The sequence below is a fragment of the Spiroplasma endosymbiont of Megachile willughbiella genome, from assembly GCF_964273395.1.
Classification (GTDB): domain Bacteria; phylum Bacillota_I; class Bacilli_A; order Mycoplasmatales; family Mycoplasmataceae; genus Spiroplasma_A; species Spiroplasma_A apis.
Genome location: NZ_OZ187005.1, coordinates 1,060,324 through 1,077,539 on the forward strand (window position 1 = coordinate 1,060,324; position 17,216 = coordinate 1,077,539).

General features: G+C 32.6%; 25 protein-coding genes and 1 pseudogene. All 26 read right to left on the reverse strand.

Translation table 4 applies throughout. The features are described 5' to 3' along the window. The 26 genes and pseudogenes from secY to ACI2WZ_RS04785 all read right to left on the reverse strand — a co-directional run bounded on the left by secY (nucleotide 1) and on the right by ACI2WZ_RS04785 (nucleotide 17,203). Nucleotides 1-1,425 (reverse strand): preprotein translocase subunit SecY, encoded by a 1,425-nt coding sequence (secY, locus tag ACI2WZ_RS04660; protein WP_023790151.1) that lies wholly within the window; start codon nucleotides 1,423-1,425, stop codon nucleotides 1-3. Continuing rightward, nucleotides 1,426-1,863, reverse strand: coding sequence for a 50S ribosomal protein L15 (rplO, locus tag ACI2WZ_RS04665; RefSeq protein ID WP_023790153.1), 438 nt, complete (start codon nucleotides 1,861-1,863; stop codon nucleotides 1,426-1,428). It lies immediately after the preceding gene. A gap of 21 nt (nucleotides 1,864-1,884) precedes the next feature. Beyond that, on the reverse strand, nucleotides 1,885-2,538 hold the full coding sequence (rpsE, locus tag ACI2WZ_RS04670) for a 30S ribosomal protein S5 (protein ID WP_023790155.1): 654 nt from the start codon (nucleotides 2,536-2,538) through the stop codon (nucleotides 1,885-1,887). Nucleotides 2,539-2,557: 19 nt separating this feature from the next. Then, complete coding sequence (gene rplR, locus ACI2WZ_RS04675; RefSeq protein ID WP_023790157.1) at nucleotides 2,558-2,908, reverse strand: 50S ribosomal protein L18; 351 nt, start codon at nucleotides 2,906-2,908, stop codon at nucleotides 2,558-2,560. Nucleotides 2,909-2,931: 23 nt separating this feature from the next. Beyond that, nucleotides 2,932-3,474, reverse strand: a complete 543-nt coding sequence (gene rplF, locus ACI2WZ_RS04680; protein ID WP_500222352.1) for a 50S ribosomal protein L6 — start codon at nucleotides 3,472-3,474, stop codon at nucleotides 2,932-2,934. Nucleotides 3,475-3,489: 15 nt separating this feature from the next. Beyond that, nucleotides 3,490-3,879: a 30S ribosomal protein S8 gene (gene rpsH / locus ACI2WZ_RS04685; protein WP_023790161.1), complete on the reverse strand. Its 390-nt coding sequence runs from the start codon at nucleotides 3,877-3,879 to the stop codon at nucleotides 3,490-3,492. 18 nt (nucleotides 3,880-3,897) lie between these two features. Continuing rightward, the gene (locus tag ACI2WZ_RS04690; protein ID WP_023790163.1) at nucleotides 3,898-4,083 is read right to left on the reverse strand and encodes a type Z 30S ribosomal protein S14; all 186 of its coding nucleotides are present in this window, start codon (nucleotides 4,081-4,083) and stop codon (nucleotides 3,898-3,900) included. Between the two features lie 16 nt (nucleotides 4,084-4,099). Then, on the reverse strand, nucleotides 4,100-4,654 hold the full coding sequence (gene rplE, locus ACI2WZ_RS04695) for a 50S ribosomal protein L5 (protein ID WP_023790165.1): 555 nt from the start codon (nucleotides 4,652-4,654) through the stop codon (nucleotides 4,100-4,102). 17 nt (nucleotides 4,655-4,671) lie between these two features. Then, complete coding sequence (gene rplX, locus ACI2WZ_RS04700) at nucleotides 4,672-4,989, reverse strand: 50S ribosomal protein L24 (protein WP_023790167.1); 318 nt, start codon at nucleotides 4,987-4,989, stop codon at nucleotides 4,672-4,674. An 11-nt stretch (nucleotides 4,990-5,000) separates the two neighbouring features. Then, the gene (gene rplN / locus ACI2WZ_RS04705; protein ID WP_023790169.1) at nucleotides 5,001-5,369 is read right to left on the reverse strand and encodes a 50S ribosomal protein L14; all 369 of its coding nucleotides are present in this window, start codon (nucleotides 5,367-5,369) and stop codon (nucleotides 5,001-5,003) included. Between the two features lie 23 nt (nucleotides 5,370-5,392). Further along, nucleotides 5,393-5,653 (reverse strand): 30S ribosomal protein S17, encoded by a 261-nt coding sequence (gene rpsQ / locus ACI2WZ_RS04710; RefSeq protein WP_084203634.1) that lies wholly within the window; start codon nucleotides 5,651-5,653, stop codon nucleotides 5,393-5,395. 515 nt (nucleotides 5,654-6,168) lie between these two features. Then, a pseudogene (rpmC, locus tag ACI2WZ_RS04715) lies at nucleotides 6,169-6,555 on the reverse strand (50S ribosomal protein L29); the annotation flags it as partial. Beyond that, the gene (gene rplP / locus ACI2WZ_RS04720; RefSeq protein ID WP_023790175.1) at nucleotides 6,555-6,968 is read right to left on the reverse strand and encodes a 50S ribosomal protein L16; all 414 of its coding nucleotides are present in this window, start codon (nucleotides 6,966-6,968) and stop codon (nucleotides 6,555-6,557) included. The pseudogene rpmC and the gene rplP, both read right to left, overlap by 1 nt. A 2-nt stretch (nucleotides 6,969-6,970) precedes the next feature. Further along, nucleotides 6,971-7,678: a 30S ribosomal protein S3 gene (rpsC, locus tag ACI2WZ_RS04725; RefSeq protein WP_023790177.1), complete on the reverse strand. Its 708-nt coding sequence runs from the start codon at nucleotides 7,676-7,678 to the stop codon at nucleotides 6,971-6,973. Nucleotides 7,679-7,693: 15 nt separating this feature from the next. Continuing rightward, a complete protein-coding gene (gene rplV / locus ACI2WZ_RS04730; RefSeq protein WP_023790179.1) occupies nucleotides 7,694-8,029 on the reverse strand; it encodes a 50S ribosomal protein L22 in 336 nt (111 codons plus the stop codon). 25 nt (nucleotides 8,030-8,054) lie between these two features. After that, nucleotides 8,055-8,324 carry a 30S ribosomal protein S19 gene (gene rpsS, locus ACI2WZ_RS04735; RefSeq protein ID WP_023790181.1) on the reverse strand — a complete coding sequence of 90 codons (270 nt, stop codon included), beginning with the start codon at nucleotides 8,322-8,324 and terminating at the stop codon, nucleotides 8,055-8,057. Nucleotides 8,325-8,339: 15 nt separating this feature from the next. Beyond that, the gene (gene rplB, locus ACI2WZ_RS04740; protein WP_023790183.1) at nucleotides 8,340-9,179 is read right to left on the reverse strand and encodes a 50S ribosomal protein L2; all 840 of its coding nucleotides are present in this window, start codon (nucleotides 9,177-9,179) and stop codon (nucleotides 8,340-8,342) included. Nucleotides 9,180-9,224: 45 nt separating this feature from the next. Beyond that, nucleotides 9,225-9,509: a 50S ribosomal protein L23 gene (gene rplW, locus ACI2WZ_RS04745; protein WP_023790185.1), complete on the reverse strand. Its 285-nt coding sequence runs from the start codon at nucleotides 9,507-9,509 to the stop codon at nucleotides 9,225-9,227. After that, nucleotides 9,509-10,135 (reverse strand): 50S ribosomal protein L4, encoded by a 627-nt coding sequence (gene rplD, locus ACI2WZ_RS04750; RefSeq protein ID WP_023790187.1) that lies wholly within the window; start codon nucleotides 10,133-10,135, stop codon nucleotides 9,509-9,511. Before rplD ends, rplW begins: the two co-directional genes overlap by 1 nt. Before the next feature lie 15 nt (nucleotides 10,136-10,150). After that, nucleotides 10,151-10,864, reverse strand: coding sequence for a 50S ribosomal protein L3 (rplC, locus tag ACI2WZ_RS04755; RefSeq protein ID WP_023790189.1), 714 nt, complete (start codon nucleotides 10,862-10,864; stop codon nucleotides 10,151-10,153). 51 nt (nucleotides 10,865-10,915) lie between these two features. Then, nucleotides 10,916-11,224, reverse strand: coding sequence for a 30S ribosomal protein S10 (gene rpsJ, locus ACI2WZ_RS04760; RefSeq protein WP_023790191.1), 309 nt, complete (start codon nucleotides 11,222-11,224; stop codon nucleotides 10,916-10,918). A 319-nt stretch (nucleotides 11,225-11,543) separates the two neighbouring features. Then, nucleotides 11,544-13,703: a class 1b ribonucleoside-diphosphate reductase subunit alpha gene (gene nrdE, locus ACI2WZ_RS04765; RefSeq protein WP_500244801.1), complete on the reverse strand. Its 2,160-nt coding sequence runs from the start codon at nucleotides 13,701-13,703 to the stop codon at nucleotides 11,544-11,546. 7 nt (nucleotides 13,704-13,710) lie between these two features. Beyond that, nucleotides 13,711-14,169 carry a class Ib ribonucleoside-diphosphate reductase assembly flavoprotein NrdI gene (gene nrdI / locus ACI2WZ_RS04770; protein WP_023790195.1) on the reverse strand — a complete coding sequence of 153 codons (459 nt, stop codon included), beginning with the start codon at nucleotides 14,167-14,169 and terminating at the stop codon, nucleotides 13,711-13,713. Nucleotides 14,170-14,185: 16 nt separating this feature from the next. After that, nucleotides 14,186-15,214 carry a class 1b ribonucleoside-diphosphate reductase subunit beta gene (nrdF, locus tag ACI2WZ_RS04775; RefSeq protein ID WP_500244802.1) on the reverse strand — a complete coding sequence of 343 codons (1,029 nt, stop codon included), beginning with the start codon at nucleotides 15,212-15,214 and terminating at the stop codon, nucleotides 14,186-14,188. A gap of 397 nt (nucleotides 15,215-15,611) precedes the next feature. Further along, on the reverse strand, nucleotides 15,612-16,511 hold the full coding sequence (locus tag ACI2WZ_RS04780) for a hypothetical protein (RefSeq protein ID WP_500244803.1): 900 nt from the start codon (nucleotides 16,509-16,511) through the stop codon (nucleotides 15,612-15,614). Then, entirely contained in the window at nucleotides 16,511-17,203 is a 693-nt protein-coding gene (locus tag ACI2WZ_RS04785) for an ABC transporter ATP-binding protein (RefSeq protein WP_500244804.1), read from the reverse strand. The genes ACI2WZ_RS04780 and ACI2WZ_RS04785 overlap by 1 nt, the downstream gene beginning before the upstream one ends. Nucleotides 17,204-17,216 lie beyond the last annotated feature (13 nt).

A 17,216-nucleotide genomic window follows, 5' to 3' on the forward strand; every position in this document is an offset into this window, starting at 1 on the left:
TTATCAAATATGAGAGTTTGTGTTTTCCTTTACATCTGAGAACTTTTCTTGTTTTTTATCAATAAATGATTGTTGTATTAGTCGACCTTTTAATTGTTGTACTGTTTGAATTGCAACAGATATTAAAATTATCAACCCTGTTCCCCCAACTGCTAATGAGCTGGGTAAATCAGTTAATTTACTAATCACGTATGGTAGGACTGCGATACCAGCCAAGAAAAATGCGCCTAAAAAACTTAATCTATTAATTGTTCCTTGTAGGAATTTTTCAGTTTCTTTTCCAGGTTTGATTCCGGGAATAAACGTTCCTGATTTCTTGAAATTCTCTGCGATTTTCTCGGGATTTATCTGAACTTGTGCGTAAAGGAACGTAAACAATATCGTTAAAGTACCATAAATTCCTATACCTCATCATGTTCCAAAAGACAAGTAAGTTTGTGTAAAGTTGTAAAATGCACTATTTTGACCCATTATTTGTGCAATGGTTACTGGTGTTGATATAATTGCCGAAGCAAATATTACTGGTATAACTCCCGCATTATTAAGTTTTAATGGGAGATAAGGGGTGTGGTCCTTGGAGTCAACCAAACCAGAACCAGTTTGTTGAATCGGCACTTTTCTCTCAGCTTCGTTCATCAAAACAACTACAAATATAACCAAGAAGAATGCTACTAAGTAAATTAAAAACTTAAGTATTCCATCAAATAATATAGTTGGGTCATTTTTTGGAGCTATTCAAAACTTGAAAGTGTTTATGAAGTTTTCTGGCATTTTTGCGACAATACCAGTGAAAATGATTATTGAAACACCATTTCCAATACCTCTTATTGTAATTTGATCGGCAATTCATAACATCAAGAATGTTCCACCAAGCATTACTAATGGTATTAATACATAATAAAATCACGCAGGTCCAGTTCCAAGTTCATTTGTTCCTCACTTAGCAGAGATTAAACCCTGAGAAGTTAATGTAAAAATTGTTGCAACAGATTGCATCAAAGCAAATGGTATTGTTAGTACCTTTGTTAATTTATCTAACTTTCTTCTTCCACGTTCCCCAGATTTACTTCATCTCGATAGTACGGGAATAACATCTGTTGATAACAATTGAACGATAATTGAAGCGGTAATATATGGAGAAACCCCAAGTGCCAATATTGAGAATTGTCCAATTGAACCCCCTCCAAGGGTAGAAAGTAGTTGGAAAAACTCTTGATCACTAATACCACTTTTAAATGAATCCTCTATTTTAATACCCGGTACAGTTAGAAGGGAACCTGCTCTAATTAAAATAAGCACTATCAAAGTAAAAACGATTCGTTTTATAAGGTCTTTATTTCTTATGAAGAAATTAGAACTTTTTGCGAATTCGTTTTTTTCTTTAGTTGATTTGGCTTTTTTTATTTTTTTAATTTTTGCAGCCACCTAAATCACCTCAATAGTTCCCCCGGCAGCTTTTATAGCTTCCTGAGCATTTTTTGATATTTTGTTAACTTTTATATTAACAGCTTTAGTAATTTTACCATTTCCTAGCACTTTTACTAATGTTTTTTCAGATTTTATAACTTTTTTTTCAATTAAAGTACTATGATTAACATCTGTTAATCCCAGTTTTTCAATAGTATCTAAATTTAATATTGTAAATTCTTTTCTATTCAAACTTGTAAATCCAATTTTTGGTAATCTTCTGAATAAAGGAGTTTGTCCTCCTTCAAATCCTGGTCTAACGCCTCCACCTGAACGTGAGTTTTGACCTTTATGTCCTCTAGTTGATGTCTTACCTTTTCCAGAAGCCATACCACGACCAACGCGGGTAGCTTCCTTTTTGCTTCCTGGTGTATATTTTAATTCATGTAGTTTCATAAAAATTTACCTCCAATAAACTTATTTAAGTTCAACTTTCTTTTCAACTTGAGACATCCCTCTTAATCTTGCAATTTGTTCAGCTGTTTGCATTTCTTTTAAACCTTCTAATGTAGCTCTAATCATATTGATAGGTGTATTTGATCCCAATGATTTAGTATAAACGTCTGAAATTCCAGCTAATTCAATAACAGCACGAGCTGGTCCACCAGCAATAACACCAGTACCTTTTTTAGCAGGCTTAATTAGAACTCTACCGGCACCAAAGTGACCGATTACATCATGTGGAACTGTAGTTCCCGCCAAGGGAACTCTTACCAATGATTTTCTAGCTTCTTTTATAGCCTTTTTAATTGCATCAGGAACTTCGTTTGCTTTACCAGTACCAAGTCCAACTCTACCTTTTTTATCACCAATAACAACAACTGCTGCAAATCTAAATCTACGTCCACCTTTTGTAACTTTTGTAACACGATTAATGGTTACAACTCTTTCTTCAAATGGGTTATCTTCTTTATTTCTTGCAAACCTATTGTCTCTTCTTGGTCTATCACCTGGGTTTTTTGAATCCTTTTTAAACTCTGGTTTGTGGTTCGCTGATCTTGTTTGTGGTTTTCTTGATTCAGTACCAGCATTTGAAGTTGGTGCTGAAGCTATTTTTTTATCTTCTGCCATTTTTCATAGTCTCCTTTAATTAGAATTTCATTCCGTTTTCTTTTGCTGATTCTGCAAACGCTTTAACTTTTCCGTGGAATAAATAACCTCCACGATCAAATACTACATTAGTGATTTTTTTGCTTTTTGCTTTTTGAGCAATATCTTTTCCCACAGCGATTGCGGCTTCAATATTACGTCCATTTTTAAGTCCCATTTTTATAGATGATGACGATACTAATGTTACTCCATTAACGTCATCGATAATTTGTGCATAGAAGTATGAGTTAGATTTAAATACATTCAACCTTGGTCTTTCACTTGTTCCAGACACTTTTTTTCTGATTCTGAAGTGTCTTCTTTTTCTTGCTTCTGCCTTAGTGTATTTCATGATTTATTCTCCTTAAGAACAGCCTATTTACCAGCTGCTTTACCTTCTTTTCGAATGATTTTTTCATCTTTGTATTTAACCCCTTTACCTTTATAAGGTTCAGGTCTTCTATATGCTCTAATATTTGCAGCAACTTCTCCAACTAGTTGTTTATCAATTCCTGCAACTTTTATTTCTGTTGGTTTTGGGACTTCGATTGTTATACCATCAGGAATAATGTATTCAACTGGGTGTGAAAAACCTAAAGAAAGGTTAACTTTATTACCAGCTAGTGCGGCACGGTAACCAACACCCACTATTTCTAATTGTTTTACAAAACCTTCACTTACACCGGTTAACATTCCTTGAATTAAAGAATTAGTTGTTCCATGTAATTGTTTTGTGTGTTTTTGTTCATTTTTTCTAATAGTTGCTATTTCTGCTTCGTTTACTTTAATTTCAATTAAAGGAGAGAAAGTTTGTTTTAATTCTCCTTTTGGTCCTTTAATAGTTACAACATTATTAGGTTCAATCTTAACTTCAACTCCGGCTGGTATTGCTAATATTCTGTTTCCTATACGTGACATATATAAAACCTCCTATTATCAGACAAATGCAAGAACTTCTCCACCAGTATTTTTCTGGCGAGCTTCTTTATCTGTCATTATTCCTTGTGAAGTAGATACGATTGCAATTCCTAAGCCGTTAAGCACGTTTGGGATCTCGTTAGCAGTAGAGTATACACGTAATCCTGGTTTTGAAATTCTTTTTAGTCCTTTTATGACTCTAATTTTCCCTTTGTATTTTAAGCTAATTGTGATATCTTTTTTGAAATCGTTTTCAACTTTGAAGTCTTCTATGAATCCTTCTTTTTTTAAGATGTTTGCGATTTCCACTTTAATTTTACTTCCGGGAATCACAACTTCTTTATGGAAACGTTGATTTGCGTTTCTTATTCTAGTAAGCATATCTGCTATTACATCTGTTGTCATATTATCAATTTCCTTTCACTATCATGATGCTTTTTTAATACCTGGGATTTGTCCTTTGTATGCAAAATCTCTAAAGCACACACGGCATAAATTGAACTTTCTTAACACTGAATGTGGTCTTCCACAGTTTCCACAACGTGTATATTCTCTAACTTTGAACTTTTGAACTTTAGCTTGTTTAACTTTTAATGATTTTTTTGCCATTTTTCAATTCTCCCTTTTACTTAACGAAAGGCATTCCTATTTTTTGAATTAAAGAAAATGCATCGTCCTTGTTTGTTGCTGTTGTAACAATTGTTATATCCATTCCACGAACTTTTTTTACTTTATCGTAATCGATTTCAGGGAATATAATTTGTTCTTTTATACCCATTGTATAATTTCCGTGTTTATCGAAGCTTGTTTTTGGAACTCCTCTAAAGTCACGAACTCGTGGTAGAGCAACTGAGATTAATCTATCAAGAAACTCATACATTCTTCTACCTCTTAAAGTGACCTTAGCACCAATTGGCATACCTTCACGTAATTTAAAGGCTGCTAGTGATTTTTTAGCTTTGGTGATTAGTGGTTTTTGCCCTGTGATAAGAGCTAACTCTGCTGCAGCATCGTCGATTCTTTTTGAATCTTGCACTGCATCTCCAATACCTGTGTTAATTACTATTTTTGATATTTTTGGAACTTGCATTACTGATTTGAATTGTTTTTCTTTGAATAGTTCAGGAACTATTTTTTCTTTATATAATTTTTCTAATCTACTTAGATTTTCATTCGCCATATAAACTATTTCCTTCTCTATTTAAGTTCTGCTTTTGATTTTTTAGCAACCCTTATTTTTTTTCCATCAGTAATTTTGTAACCAACTCTTGTTCCACTATCTTTGTTTTTTGGGTCTTGGATGGCAACATTAGAGATTGCAACCGAGATTGGAATTTCTCTAATTCCACCCTCTTGATCGGTTTGCGAAGGTTTAAAATGTTTAGTTCCAGTAACACCTTCAACTCAAACTCTCTCTTTATTTTTTGATAACTTAGTAACTGGTCCTATTTTACCTTTGTGGTTTCCTGCGATAACTTTTACAACGTCACCTTTTAATATTTTAGATTTATTCATAAAAGTTCCTCCTATAATACTTCTGGAGCAAGAGACGCGATTTTAGAAAAACCTCTGTCTTTTACTTCACGAGCGATTGGACCAAAAATACGTGTTCCCCTTGGGGTTTTATCATCTTTTACTATAACAGCGGCATTTTCTGAGAACTTGATGTATGTACCATCTGCTCTTCTTAATCCCCTAACTGTTCTTACTATTACTGCTTTAACAACTTGACCTTTTTTTACAGCTCCTCCAGGAGTTGCTGATTTTACTGTAGCCACAACTATGTCACCGATATTTGTAAATTTTCTAACACTTCCACCTAAGTTTCGTATAACTAATATTTCTTTAGCACCAGAATTGTCTGCGATTTTTAATCTTGACTCTGTTTGTATCATGATTTTATACCTCTCTTGTGCAACTAAATAATTGCTTTTTCTACAATTCTTATTAATCTAAAGTTTTTAGTTCTACTTAAAGGACGTGTTTCCATAATTTCTACTCTGTCACCCATCGCTGCCTGACCACTTTCGTCATGAGCTTTGTATTTTTTAGAGTACTTAACACGTTTTTTATAAATTGGGTGGTTCTTGTAAGTTTCAACTAATACAGTAATTGTTTTGTCCATCTTATCAGACACAACTCTACCAGTATAAACTTTTCTCAAATTTCTTTCCATAATTATTTGGCTCCTCCATCGGCTTTTTTAATAGTTTTCTTTGCAGCAGCTTTTTTGTTTGCTTCGTCAATTTGTTTTTTTGCTTCTTGAGCATTTGAACCAAAAACATAAGTTTTTGCTTCTTTAGGTTTTTTTGATAACTTTAAGTCAATTCCTTCGATTCCTTCACCTTTGATAGATCCTACTTTGATTGACTTAACTTTAACATCAGATAGGGCAGCTTTACCCTTACCTGTTGCTTTAGCTTCTCCAGTTTCTAGTACTGGTGCTTCAACTTCAACCTTAGGTTTAGCAGGTTTTTTTACTTGCGCAGTAGTTTTCCCTTTTGCAACTGGTTTAACCTCTTCAACCTTAGGTTTAGCAGTAGTTGTTTTTTTAGGTTTAGTTTCTTCAACCGACTTAGCAGTAGTTGTTTTTGTTTTTTCAGTAGCTTTTGCTTTAGTTGTTGCTGTTTTTTTAGGTTTAGATTCCTCGTTAGACTTTTCGTCAGAAACCTCAACTATCTCATCTACATTTAAAGCTGCTTCCATAGCGGTTGCGATTGCCTCGTCAGAAACCTCATTTGATTGAACACCACTTTGTTCTGCTTGTAGTTTTTCAATCATTTCTTTTTGTTTTTTACGTACTTCTTTTCCTGCTTTTTCAGCTGCTTCAACGGCTTTGTTGTAATCAATTTTTACAACCTTGTTAGTGTCTTCACCGGCAGCTTTTCTTTCTTGAAGTATTGTATTAATACGCGCAATATTTTTTCTTAGATCCTTGATTTTATGTGTTTGTTCTAAACTACCAATAGCTGCTTGATATCTTAATGCAAATAACTCGGCACGGTTATCTTCACGTAAAGCTATTAATTCATCTACTATTTTAGTTCTTAGTTCTAACACAATGTCAACTGTTTTAGACATTATTCATCACCTCTCTTAACAATTTTGCAACGTACAGGCAGTTTGTGCATTGCTAGACGCAATGCTTCACGAGCCACTTCTTCTGATACTCCAGCTACTTCGAACATAAACTGACCGTTTTTAACAACTGCTACTCATTCTTCAGGAGATCCTTTACCTGAACCCATACGTACCTCTAATGGTTTTTTAGTTTTCGCCATATGAGGGAATATTCTAATTCAAACTTTTCCAAAACGTTTCATATAACGAGTCATAGCAATACGAGCAGATTCAATTTGTCTTGAAGTAATTCAAGCTCCATCTAATGACATTAGACCGTACTCTCCAAACTCAATAAACTTTCCACCTTTTGCTTTACCTTCATAACTCACTCTGTGAGGACGACGGTATTTAACTCTTTTTGGCATTAACATAATTATTTAGCCTCCCTTGGTGACTTATCTAATTTCTTGTCTGCAATAACTTTGCTTTGGTTTTGGTTTTGTTTTCCAATAATTTCTCCATGGTTAATTCAAACTTTAACTCCGATTTGTCCGTATGTAGTTCTTGCTTCATATAAGGCATAATCAATATCACTTCTTAATGTAGATAGAGGAACAGATCCCTCAAGGTAACCTTCTGTACGAGCCATTTCAACTCCACCAAGTCTTCCTGATACTGAAGTTTTGATACCCTTTGCTCCTGCTTTTAAAGCTTTTCTGATTGCTAACTTTTGTACAGTTCTAAATGATGCACGATTTGTGATTTGTTCACCAATGAACTGAGCAACTAATCTAGAGTCTACATCTGGATTTTTAATTTCCACAACATTTACTTTGATAGCTGCGTTTCTTTCCTTAATTGTTTTTTTAACTGTTAATACAATATTCTCAACGTTTTTTCCTTCTTGACCAAGAACGATAGCCGGACGAGCAGAACGAATAATTAAGATGATTTCTTTTTTTGTTCTTTCGATTTCAATTTTCGAAACAGCTGCGTTTTTAAGTAACTTTGCAACTGCTTTTCTAATTTTGATATCCTGGTGTAATCATTTAACATATTCACCTTTTTCAGCATATCATCTATTGTCTCAGCTTCTAATAATACCTATACGTAGTACGTTAGGAGATACTTTTTGTCCCATACTCTATTTCCTTTCCTATCTTTCGTCACTCACAATAATTGTAATGTGACTTGTTCTTTTCAAGATTTCATATGCTCTACCATGAGCTCTTGGTCTAAAACGTTTTAATGTTGGTCCTTCATTAACGAAGGCTGTTTTTACAAATAATTGATCAGCTTCCATACCATTATTATTAACGGCATTTGCTACAGCTGAATTTAATAATTTTAATACTGGTCCTGAAGATCTTTTATCTTGGTTTTGAAGAATTGCTATTGCTTCTGCTATTTTTTTACTTCTAATTGAGTCGATAACTAGTCTAACTTTTCTCGGTGCTGTTCTAATCATTGTTAACTTTGCTTTTGCTTCCATATTTATTCAAAAACTCCTTTAATGATTATTTTTTCTTTTTCTTGTCATCACCGTGTCCACCAAACTTACGCGTTGGTGAGAATTCTCCTAGTTTGTGACCGACCATATCTTCTGTAACATAAACAGAAATAAATTCTTTACCGTTGTATACCCCAAATGTGTGCCCTACAAAACTTGGGAATATTGTTGATCTACGAGACCAAGTTTTAATTAACTCTTTTTTACCATCCATTGCTTCTACTTTTTTAAGTAAGTAGTCATCAGCGAATGGACCTTTTTTTAATGATCTAGACATAATCTATAGTTCCTCCTATTTTGCATTTCTTCTTCTAACAATTAGTTTTGAAGAAGCTTTTTTCTTATCTCGTGTTTTAACTCCAAGAGCTTTTTTACCTCATGGAGTTAATGGAGCTTTACGTCCAATAGGTGCACGACCTTCACCACCACCATGTGGGTGATCAATTGGGTTCATTACAGACCCACGAACTGTAGGTCTGATTCCTCTTCAACGGTTTCTTCCTGCTTTTCCTCAATTAACTAAGCTGTATTCTTCATTACCAACTTCACCGATTGTTGCATAACATTCGGCTAAAACTTTTCTTACTTCTCCAGAACCTAATCTTAAAGTAACATACTTTTCATCGTCGTCTTTTCCAAGTATTTGTACTGAACTACCTGCACTACGTGCTATTTGTCCACCTTTACCAGGTCTTAATTCAACATTATGAACAAGTGTTCCTTCTGGAATGTTTTTAAGAGGTGCTGCGTTACCAATTTTTATATCGGCATTAGCAGATGAAATAATTTCTTGACCTACTTTCATTCCTTTTGCAAACAGAATGTATCTTTTTTCTCCATCAACATAGTTGATCAAACAAATAAATGCATTTCTATTTGGGTCGTATTCGATTGAAGCAATCTTACCAGTTATATCTAGTTTATTACGTTTAAAATCAATTATACGATACTTTCTTTTGTGACCCCCACCTTTGTGGCGAGTGGTTATTTGACCGTGATTATTTCTTCCAGCCTTTTCATTAATTTTTCCTAATAATGATTGCTCAGGCTTTGAAGTTGTAAGGATACTATAATCTAAGCTGGTCATATTTCTACGACCGTTAGTCGTAGGCTTGTATTTCTTGATTGGCATAATTATCCTCCTTGTATCGCCTTATCCTATTTCAAAGTTGTATTACTACAAGTCTGATAGAATATCTAACTTCTCTCCATCTTTTAAAACTATGATGGCTTTTTTGTAAGAAACTGTTTTACCAACAAATTTCCCCATTCTTTTATCTTTTCCGTCATAGTTCATGGTTCTTACAGCCTTCACTTTAACTTGAAATATTTCTTCGAATGTTTTTTTAATTTGAGTTTTATTTGCTCTTTTATCCACAACAAATGTGTATGCACCATCTTGTTGACCTAAATAAGTCTTTTCAGTCAACAGCGGTTTTTTAATAACTTCTGTTAAATGCATTATGCATACACCTCCTCAATACGATTAACAGCTTCTTCAGTAACCACTAATTTATTAGCATTTAATAAGTCGAAGATGTTCATTTTTTGAAAATTTAGTGTTTTTACATTTGGAATATTTCCAGAAGATTTTACAACTAATTCTTCATGTTCTTTTGTTACTATTAATACCTTTTGATTATCAATCTTAACATTTTCCATAACTTTCAACATATCTTTTGTTGAAGGTTTTGAAAAAATGAATTTGTCTAAAATAACTAAGTTTGATTCTTTTGCTTTAATACTTAAAGCACTTCTTATTGCTAATTTTCTAACTTTTTTATTTACTGCTTTTTTATAGTTGATGTTTGGTGTTGGACCAAATGCTACTCCACCACCTCTTCATTGAGGTGCTCTAATAGAACCTTGACGGGCACGTCCTGTACCTTTTTGTCTTCAAGGTTTTCTTCCACCACCTCTTACTTCGGCTCTAGTTTTTGTTTTTCTTGTTCCTTGTCTCATTGCTGCTTGTTGTGAAATCACTGTATCGTATATTGCTTGTTGGTGTGGTTCTAATCCTCAAACTTTGTCGTTCAAGTCTATTTCTTTAACAGATCCACCGTTAACATCTAAAACTTTTGCTTTCATGTTAATTTCCTCCAATTATTCAGCTGCTACTGCTGAATCCTCATTAGTTGGTGAGGTTGCAGATGCATTTGATTCTTTTCTTACTAATAGTGAAGCAGCTTCTTTTGTTTTAATTCCTTTAGCATTTTGTTTAATTACTAAAAAACCTTTTTTTGGACCTGGAACTGATCCTCTAACTAAAACTAAATTTCTTTCAACATCAACTTTTATAACTTCAAGGTTTTGTATTGTCACTTGTTCATGACCCATATGACCTGCCATTTTTTTTGATTTGAAAATTCTGTTGATAATGGCTCCCATTGAACCAATCCCGCGGTGATAACCTGACCCGTGACCCATTGGTCCTCTTGCATAGTTATGACGCTTAATTGCTCCTGCAAAACCTTTTCCTTTTGATATCCCTGTTACGTCGACAAATTCACCAGCATTGAATACGTCAGCTATATTTATTTCAGCTCCAATTTCGTATCCGTTCATATCTCTGATTTCTTTAACGAAGCGCTTAGGTTCTGAGTTAGCTTTTTTAAAGTTACCCATATCTGGTTTATTGATTAAGTTAGCTCTTTTATTGATTGTTCCAAGTTTAATCGCGTTGTAACCATCTTTTTCCACTGTTTTAACTTGTAAAACCTTGTTTGTTTCAACTGAGATTACAGTTACAGGTATTAATTTACCGTGTTCACTAAAAACCTGAGTCATTTCTAACTTACGTCCTAAGATTCCTTTCATGTGATATTTCCTCCTGAGTTTTTATGATAATCATGTATATCTTGTTAATTTTTATAATTTGATTTCGATATTAACACCTGAAGGTAATTGAACTCTAGTTAATGAGTCCATAGTTTTAGGTGTTGGTTCAACGATTTCAAGTATTCTTTTATGTGTTCTCATTTCAAACTGTTCTCTACTATCTTTATATTTATGAGTAGCTCTCAGTATGGTTATGATTTGTTTTTCTGTTGGTAATGGAATTGGTCCACGTACCTTTGCTCCTGTTGATTCTGCTGCTTCAATAATTTTGGCAATAGATTGATCAACAATCGCGTGGTCGTAACCCTTCAATTTAATTTTAATTTTTTGTTGAGCCATTTTATCCTCCTTAACCTTGACAACGGGTATGTGTGTGTTGTCTATATGAACACAAAATATACATGCTTTTTGATTATGCCATACAACATTTTTGGAGTCAAGTAAAATATCAATAAAGTAAAATATATTTCGCTGTTATGTCAAATTGATATTAATTATGCACATAATGAAATGAACCTATGAAAATGCTAAATTCAACTCTCGATATTTTGAAACAGTAGTTCAAGATATGTTAAATCAAGTATATAAAAAGTTATATACTTGATGAGTTTTAAACAAAAAAAACTCTCTTCAAGAGAAGAGTAGTTTTAATATATCTTTAAATTACACAAGAATCACATTCGTAGTTCTCACTGTCTTCAAGAACTTCTTGACGAACACGTACATAATATATTGAAGCACAACCTTGTTTGAAAGCTTTAATATAGGCTTTATTCAAATCACGAGTTGTTGCAGTGTCTGTCATAAATAAAGTTAGAGAAATAGCTTGATCAATATGTTGTTGAGCTGCAGCAACAATGTCAATTATTGGGTCTGGTCCTAATTCGTAAGCCCCTAATGCATAGTATTGCATATTTTCGAAGTTTATTTTGTATGCTGGTACATACAAACGTCCTAGTTTTCCTTCTTTTCTCACTTCAATTGGTGCAACAACTGGTTGCAAACTTGGAGTACATGAAGATAAATAACTTATTGATCCAGTTGGAGCAACAGCCATTAAATGTGAATTTGCCATTCCTGATTTTTTTATTTTTTCAACTAAATCGATTCAATCTTGTTTAGTTGGAATTGTTATATTGTACTTGTTAAATAGTTCTTTAACTTTATCGGTTCCTGGTTTTCATTTTGTTTCTTCACAATTTGTGTACTTCTCAAAATAAGAACCGTCTGCAAACTTAGATTTTTTGAAACCTGCAAAAGTGCCAAAAGTTTCTGCTAATTTGTTAGAAGCCTTAAATGCATGAAATGCCACTGTATAGAAAAACATATTTGTAAAATCAACAGCTTCTGGTGAATTATAGTAAATATGATTTACAGCTAGAAAACCATGTAAGTTCATAGCCCCTAAACCAACAGCATGATTATTTTTATTACCGTTTTCGATAGATGGTGAGCTAGAAAGATCACTATTACGTGATACTTGATCTAAAGCATATATTGATTGGAAAATTACTTCTGAGAATTCTTCTCCACTCTCCATAACCTTATCAATGTTTAAACTTCCTAAATTACAACAAATGTCCTCACCAATTTCTTTAAAACTCAAGTCTGTATTATATTCACTTTTAGTACTTACTTGAACAATTTCACTACATAAGTTACTCATAACAATTCTACCAGGGTGTGCATTACGGTTATTTACTGTGTCATCAAACAATAAGTAAGGGTAACCACTTTCAAAATGCAATTCTGCGATTGTTTGAAATAATTTTCTTGCATTGATGTATGTTTTTGTTATTTCTGGGTTTTCCACCATATTGTGATACTCTTCAGTTATAGAAATATCACTCATTGGTTTTTTATAAACCCTTTCAACATCATATGGACTAAATAAAGCCATTTCTTTATTTTCTCTTGCTAACTCAAATGTAATATCTGGAACAACAACACCCAATGATAATGATTTAATACGAATTTTTTCGTCCGCATTTTCACGTTTTGTATCTAAAAACGACATTATATCTGGATGGTGAACATTTAAATAAACAGCTCCCGCTCCCTGTCTTTGACCTAATTGGTTTGCATAAGAAAAAGAGTCTTCCAATATCTTCATAATAGGGATTACACCAGTTGCTTGGTTTTTAATATTTTTTATAGGGGCCCCGAACTCACGAATATTTGTTAAACATAGAGCAACACCACCACCACGCTTAGAAAGTTGAAGTGAGCTTGTTATAGTTCTACAAATAGACTCCATATTATCTTCTGTTCTTAATAAGTAACAAGAAATATATTCTCCTCTTTGTTTTTTACCCGCATTTAAAAATGTAGGAGTTGCAGGTTGGAAACGACCTAGCATCATCTGTTTTAAAATAGATTTTGCTTTTTCAAAACTACCTGCCCCAAAGAATAAACTATTCATAACTACTCTATCTTCATAGTTTTCTAAATAAGTTTTTCCATCGAAACTTTTTAGACCATAAGCATTAAAAAATTTCATAATTCCCATAAAACTAGGGAACTCGTGTTTATAACTATAAGCTTCCTTTAACAAGCTATCTATTTCTTCAATTGTGTACTTATTGGTAATTTCTTCATCATAATATTTATTTTCTATTAGATATTCGAATCTTTCTTTTGTATTGTTAAATTTCATCATATTTGGAGTTATATGATTTTTCATATAAGACCTAGCTGCTTCAAGATCCAATTTAAAATTATCATTACCTTTGTCAAATAATTTTGACTTAGCATTTAAAGCTATATAGTCATCTGATTCTGAAGTTCCAGATAACGTGTTGATTTCTTTAGTATTCATTATATTTCTATCCTTCCATTCAAAAATCTCTTAGGATTTTGCCAATTGTTTCTACGTCATATTCCGTACCAAGAAGTTCAAACTGATACAGTAGTGGTACTTTAAGTTTTTTTGATAATATAGGTCCAGCTATAGCAAATGTATCTCCAAAGTTTGTATTCCCTGAAGCAATAACCCCTCTACAGTATTTTCTATTATTTGGGTTATTTAAAAACTTGATTACTTGTTTGGGTACAGCGCCTTTGGTATCATCACCGCCACCGCCATATGTCGGAACAACTAAAACATAATCTTCATTCACTAAGATTTCTTCAGTTAATTCACACGGTATTCGGGTATTTTTATAATCGAATTTGTTTATGAACCTGTGGGTGTTATTTGATATTGATGAAAAATATACTAAATGTATTTCTCCTTTTGGTCTAACAACTTCTTTGTCAGAGACTCTTATAACATCATCATGCACCTTTATTACCCCTTACCTAAAATTCTCAATCTTCGTCTTCTGTTTCCTCAGTAATACCCATGATATATGAAGAACCGTTACCTGAGAAAAAGTCGTGGTTTTCATCTGCTCTGGCTGATAATTGAGCAAAAATTTCTGGTTGTATTCTTGTCTCTTCTTCTGTGAATATAGAATCATAACCTAAATTCTGTAAGAATTTACCAGCATTATATAAACTAAATCGTATAGCATCTTCTGCCAAACCAAATCCTTCATATAATTCTTGTAAGTATTTTTTCTCTAGTTCTATAACTTTTTTCAATAAATCAAAAACAAACTCTTTGATTTCTAATTGTTTATCAACATCTAGTTTTGCAACTTTTTTTTGAAATTTGTAACCACTGTAGTAGTTATGAATAACTTTATCTCTTAATATCAACCTAATTATGTCTGATGTATTTGGTAATTTACCTCTTGAAGAAAGATAAAATGGTAAATAAAATCCCCCGTACAATAAGAAACCAGGCATCATTGCGGCTGCAACTTTTGATTTTAAAGGATCGTCACCCATATAATATGGAATTAAGATTTTAGCTCTTTCTTGTAATGCTTCATTTTCAATTACTCATTCATGTGCTTCTTCAATTTGCTCACTAGAACAAAGAGTAGAAAAGATAGTTCCATATGATCTTGCATGAACTGCCACCATAAATGCGAAGTTGGTATATATAACTTGTTCATGATCTGTTAATGAGTGAGGTAATTGTGCTGTGTCACCAACAGTTGCTTGAATAGTATCTAAAAGTGTTAATCCAGTAAAGGTTCTTGTTATTAGTTGTTGTCATTCTGGGTTAAGTGTTTTTCAAGATACTAAGTCGTTAGAAACTGGTATTTTTTCGGGTAATCAAAAGTTTTGTGTGATTCTAGTTCAAACTTCAAGGTCTTTTTCATCGTTTATTGTATTTCAATTAACAGATCTCATTTTACCCTTGAAACCATTCATTGCATATTCTAATGGAGAAAGTGATCTTTCATAGTAGTTATTTTTATTATTACTTTTTGCCATATATTCCTTTCCTGTAAACGAATACTATTATACTTATCGTTATTAAATGCTAAATTCGCTTACTAATTTGAACAACTAAAGACGATTTTATAAAATTTCCTTAAATGTAAGGTTTATAGAAGTTAAAGTTTGAGTTATGTTTAAATATTGTTTTTAAAAAACAATATACTATCATTATAAAAATAATTGTTAATTTTCCTATTGGTAATAGGAATAAGATTCAAAACCCAAGCACTTCTAATATTTAGTTGTAGATTGATAATACTACATTATTTAATATTCCTCAATTTAAAAAACAGAAAAAATTTGATAAATTTTCTAACCATAAATGCTAAAAACGCAAATTTTTTGCTCACTTTTTGGAAAAAAAAATACTGATTTTTTCCAATCAGTATTTCTATTTACTATTTCATCTAAATGAAAAGTATCCCCCAACGAGTAGAAGACTCGGATAAATTATTGAAGTTACGCAACATATTCATAAGTTAAAATCGAAGCTCACCGCCCCTTGAGCTCTAACCCTCTCAATATTTGTCAACACTTCTTTTGCTGGTTCAGAAGAGAACAAAGTTGATGTTCCAATCATACCAAATCACACCGGGTGTTTTTCAGGTATTAAATAACTAAAGTACACAATCCATTTATTGAGTGCTAATAGTGAAGGTGGTAAAAAATTATCGGAAAATACAATGCAAAATAATGTTAAAACAATTGTTACACTTTGGGAAATGGCAACAGACTTAATTAAACCACTAATGATAGTTCCTAAAGCAATACATATAATTAAATTCATCGATACAGAAAATAATATCATCGACCACCCATCATATCCAAGTAGTTGAAAAGTTAGAGCAATACTTGCATTTCCGTCTTTCGAACCAACAAGAGTTGCCCCTAAAATACTTATAATAATAACTCCTGCTAAAAATGACAGTAAACCTAATAAAAATGTAAAGGTTCATATAGTTAGTAAAAATTCGAATCTAGATACTCCAGCACTGTGTATTCTTTTTAAAAACACTGAGTTTTTTCACTCAGATATTGTTATGTTTACTAAAAATACAATAGAGTATGTAGGTATCATCATAAACAAGAATAAATTATGAGGTTTGATCGGTTCGTCAGAAGTTCTGTGTGCATAAAGGGTGTAACAAACAACAAATATCATGGGTACAAAAAATACATAAACATAGGTTCTAAAGTTTTTTAATACTGATGTAGATAATATCAAAAAGTTATTCAAGAACTTTTTGTTAACTCTTAAAAAGTCAGCTTTAAAATCTTTTTTTTCAACCATTATTTTAGTCCCCCATTATAATAAGTTATTAATAAGTTCCTTACGCTTTTGTAATTCTTCTTAACATCGTCGATGGTTGCCGAATAATAAACAGAACCCTTATCTAAAATGATTAGTTTATCGCATAATTCTTCAACTTCTTCTGGTATATGCGAAATTATAAGCATCGTTTTTTGTTGTTTTTTCAGCTCTTTAAAATATGCAACTAATTTAAGTTGCATTTTTAAGTCTAATCCTGTGATCATTTCATCCAAGCATATATAATCTGGATTATTTAAGACTGCTAACAAAGTATTTAATCTTTGTTTTTGTCCACCTGATAGTTCATTCAAGTCCTTATTTATGAAATCTTCTATTTCAAAAATTTTAATAATCTTTTGAACTTCTTCTCTCTTGAACGCAATTCAGTCCGATTTAAAATATTTTATAAGTGTTTTACAGTTTAAACCTTTGGGTCAAATACCTTCTTGAAACTGTATACCAACCTTCTTGTAACCATCTTTTTTGCCGTCTATTTCAACAGTTCCAGATGTGGGTTTTAGTTGACCTACTACGATCTCCATTAGAGTAGTCTTACCAGAACCGTTTGAACCAAGAAGTCCAACTACTTCTCCTTTATTGATTGTTATACTTATGTCGTTTAGTACGCTAGTTTTACCGAACTTTTTTGATACATTTTTGATTTCAATCATGATAGTTCCTTTA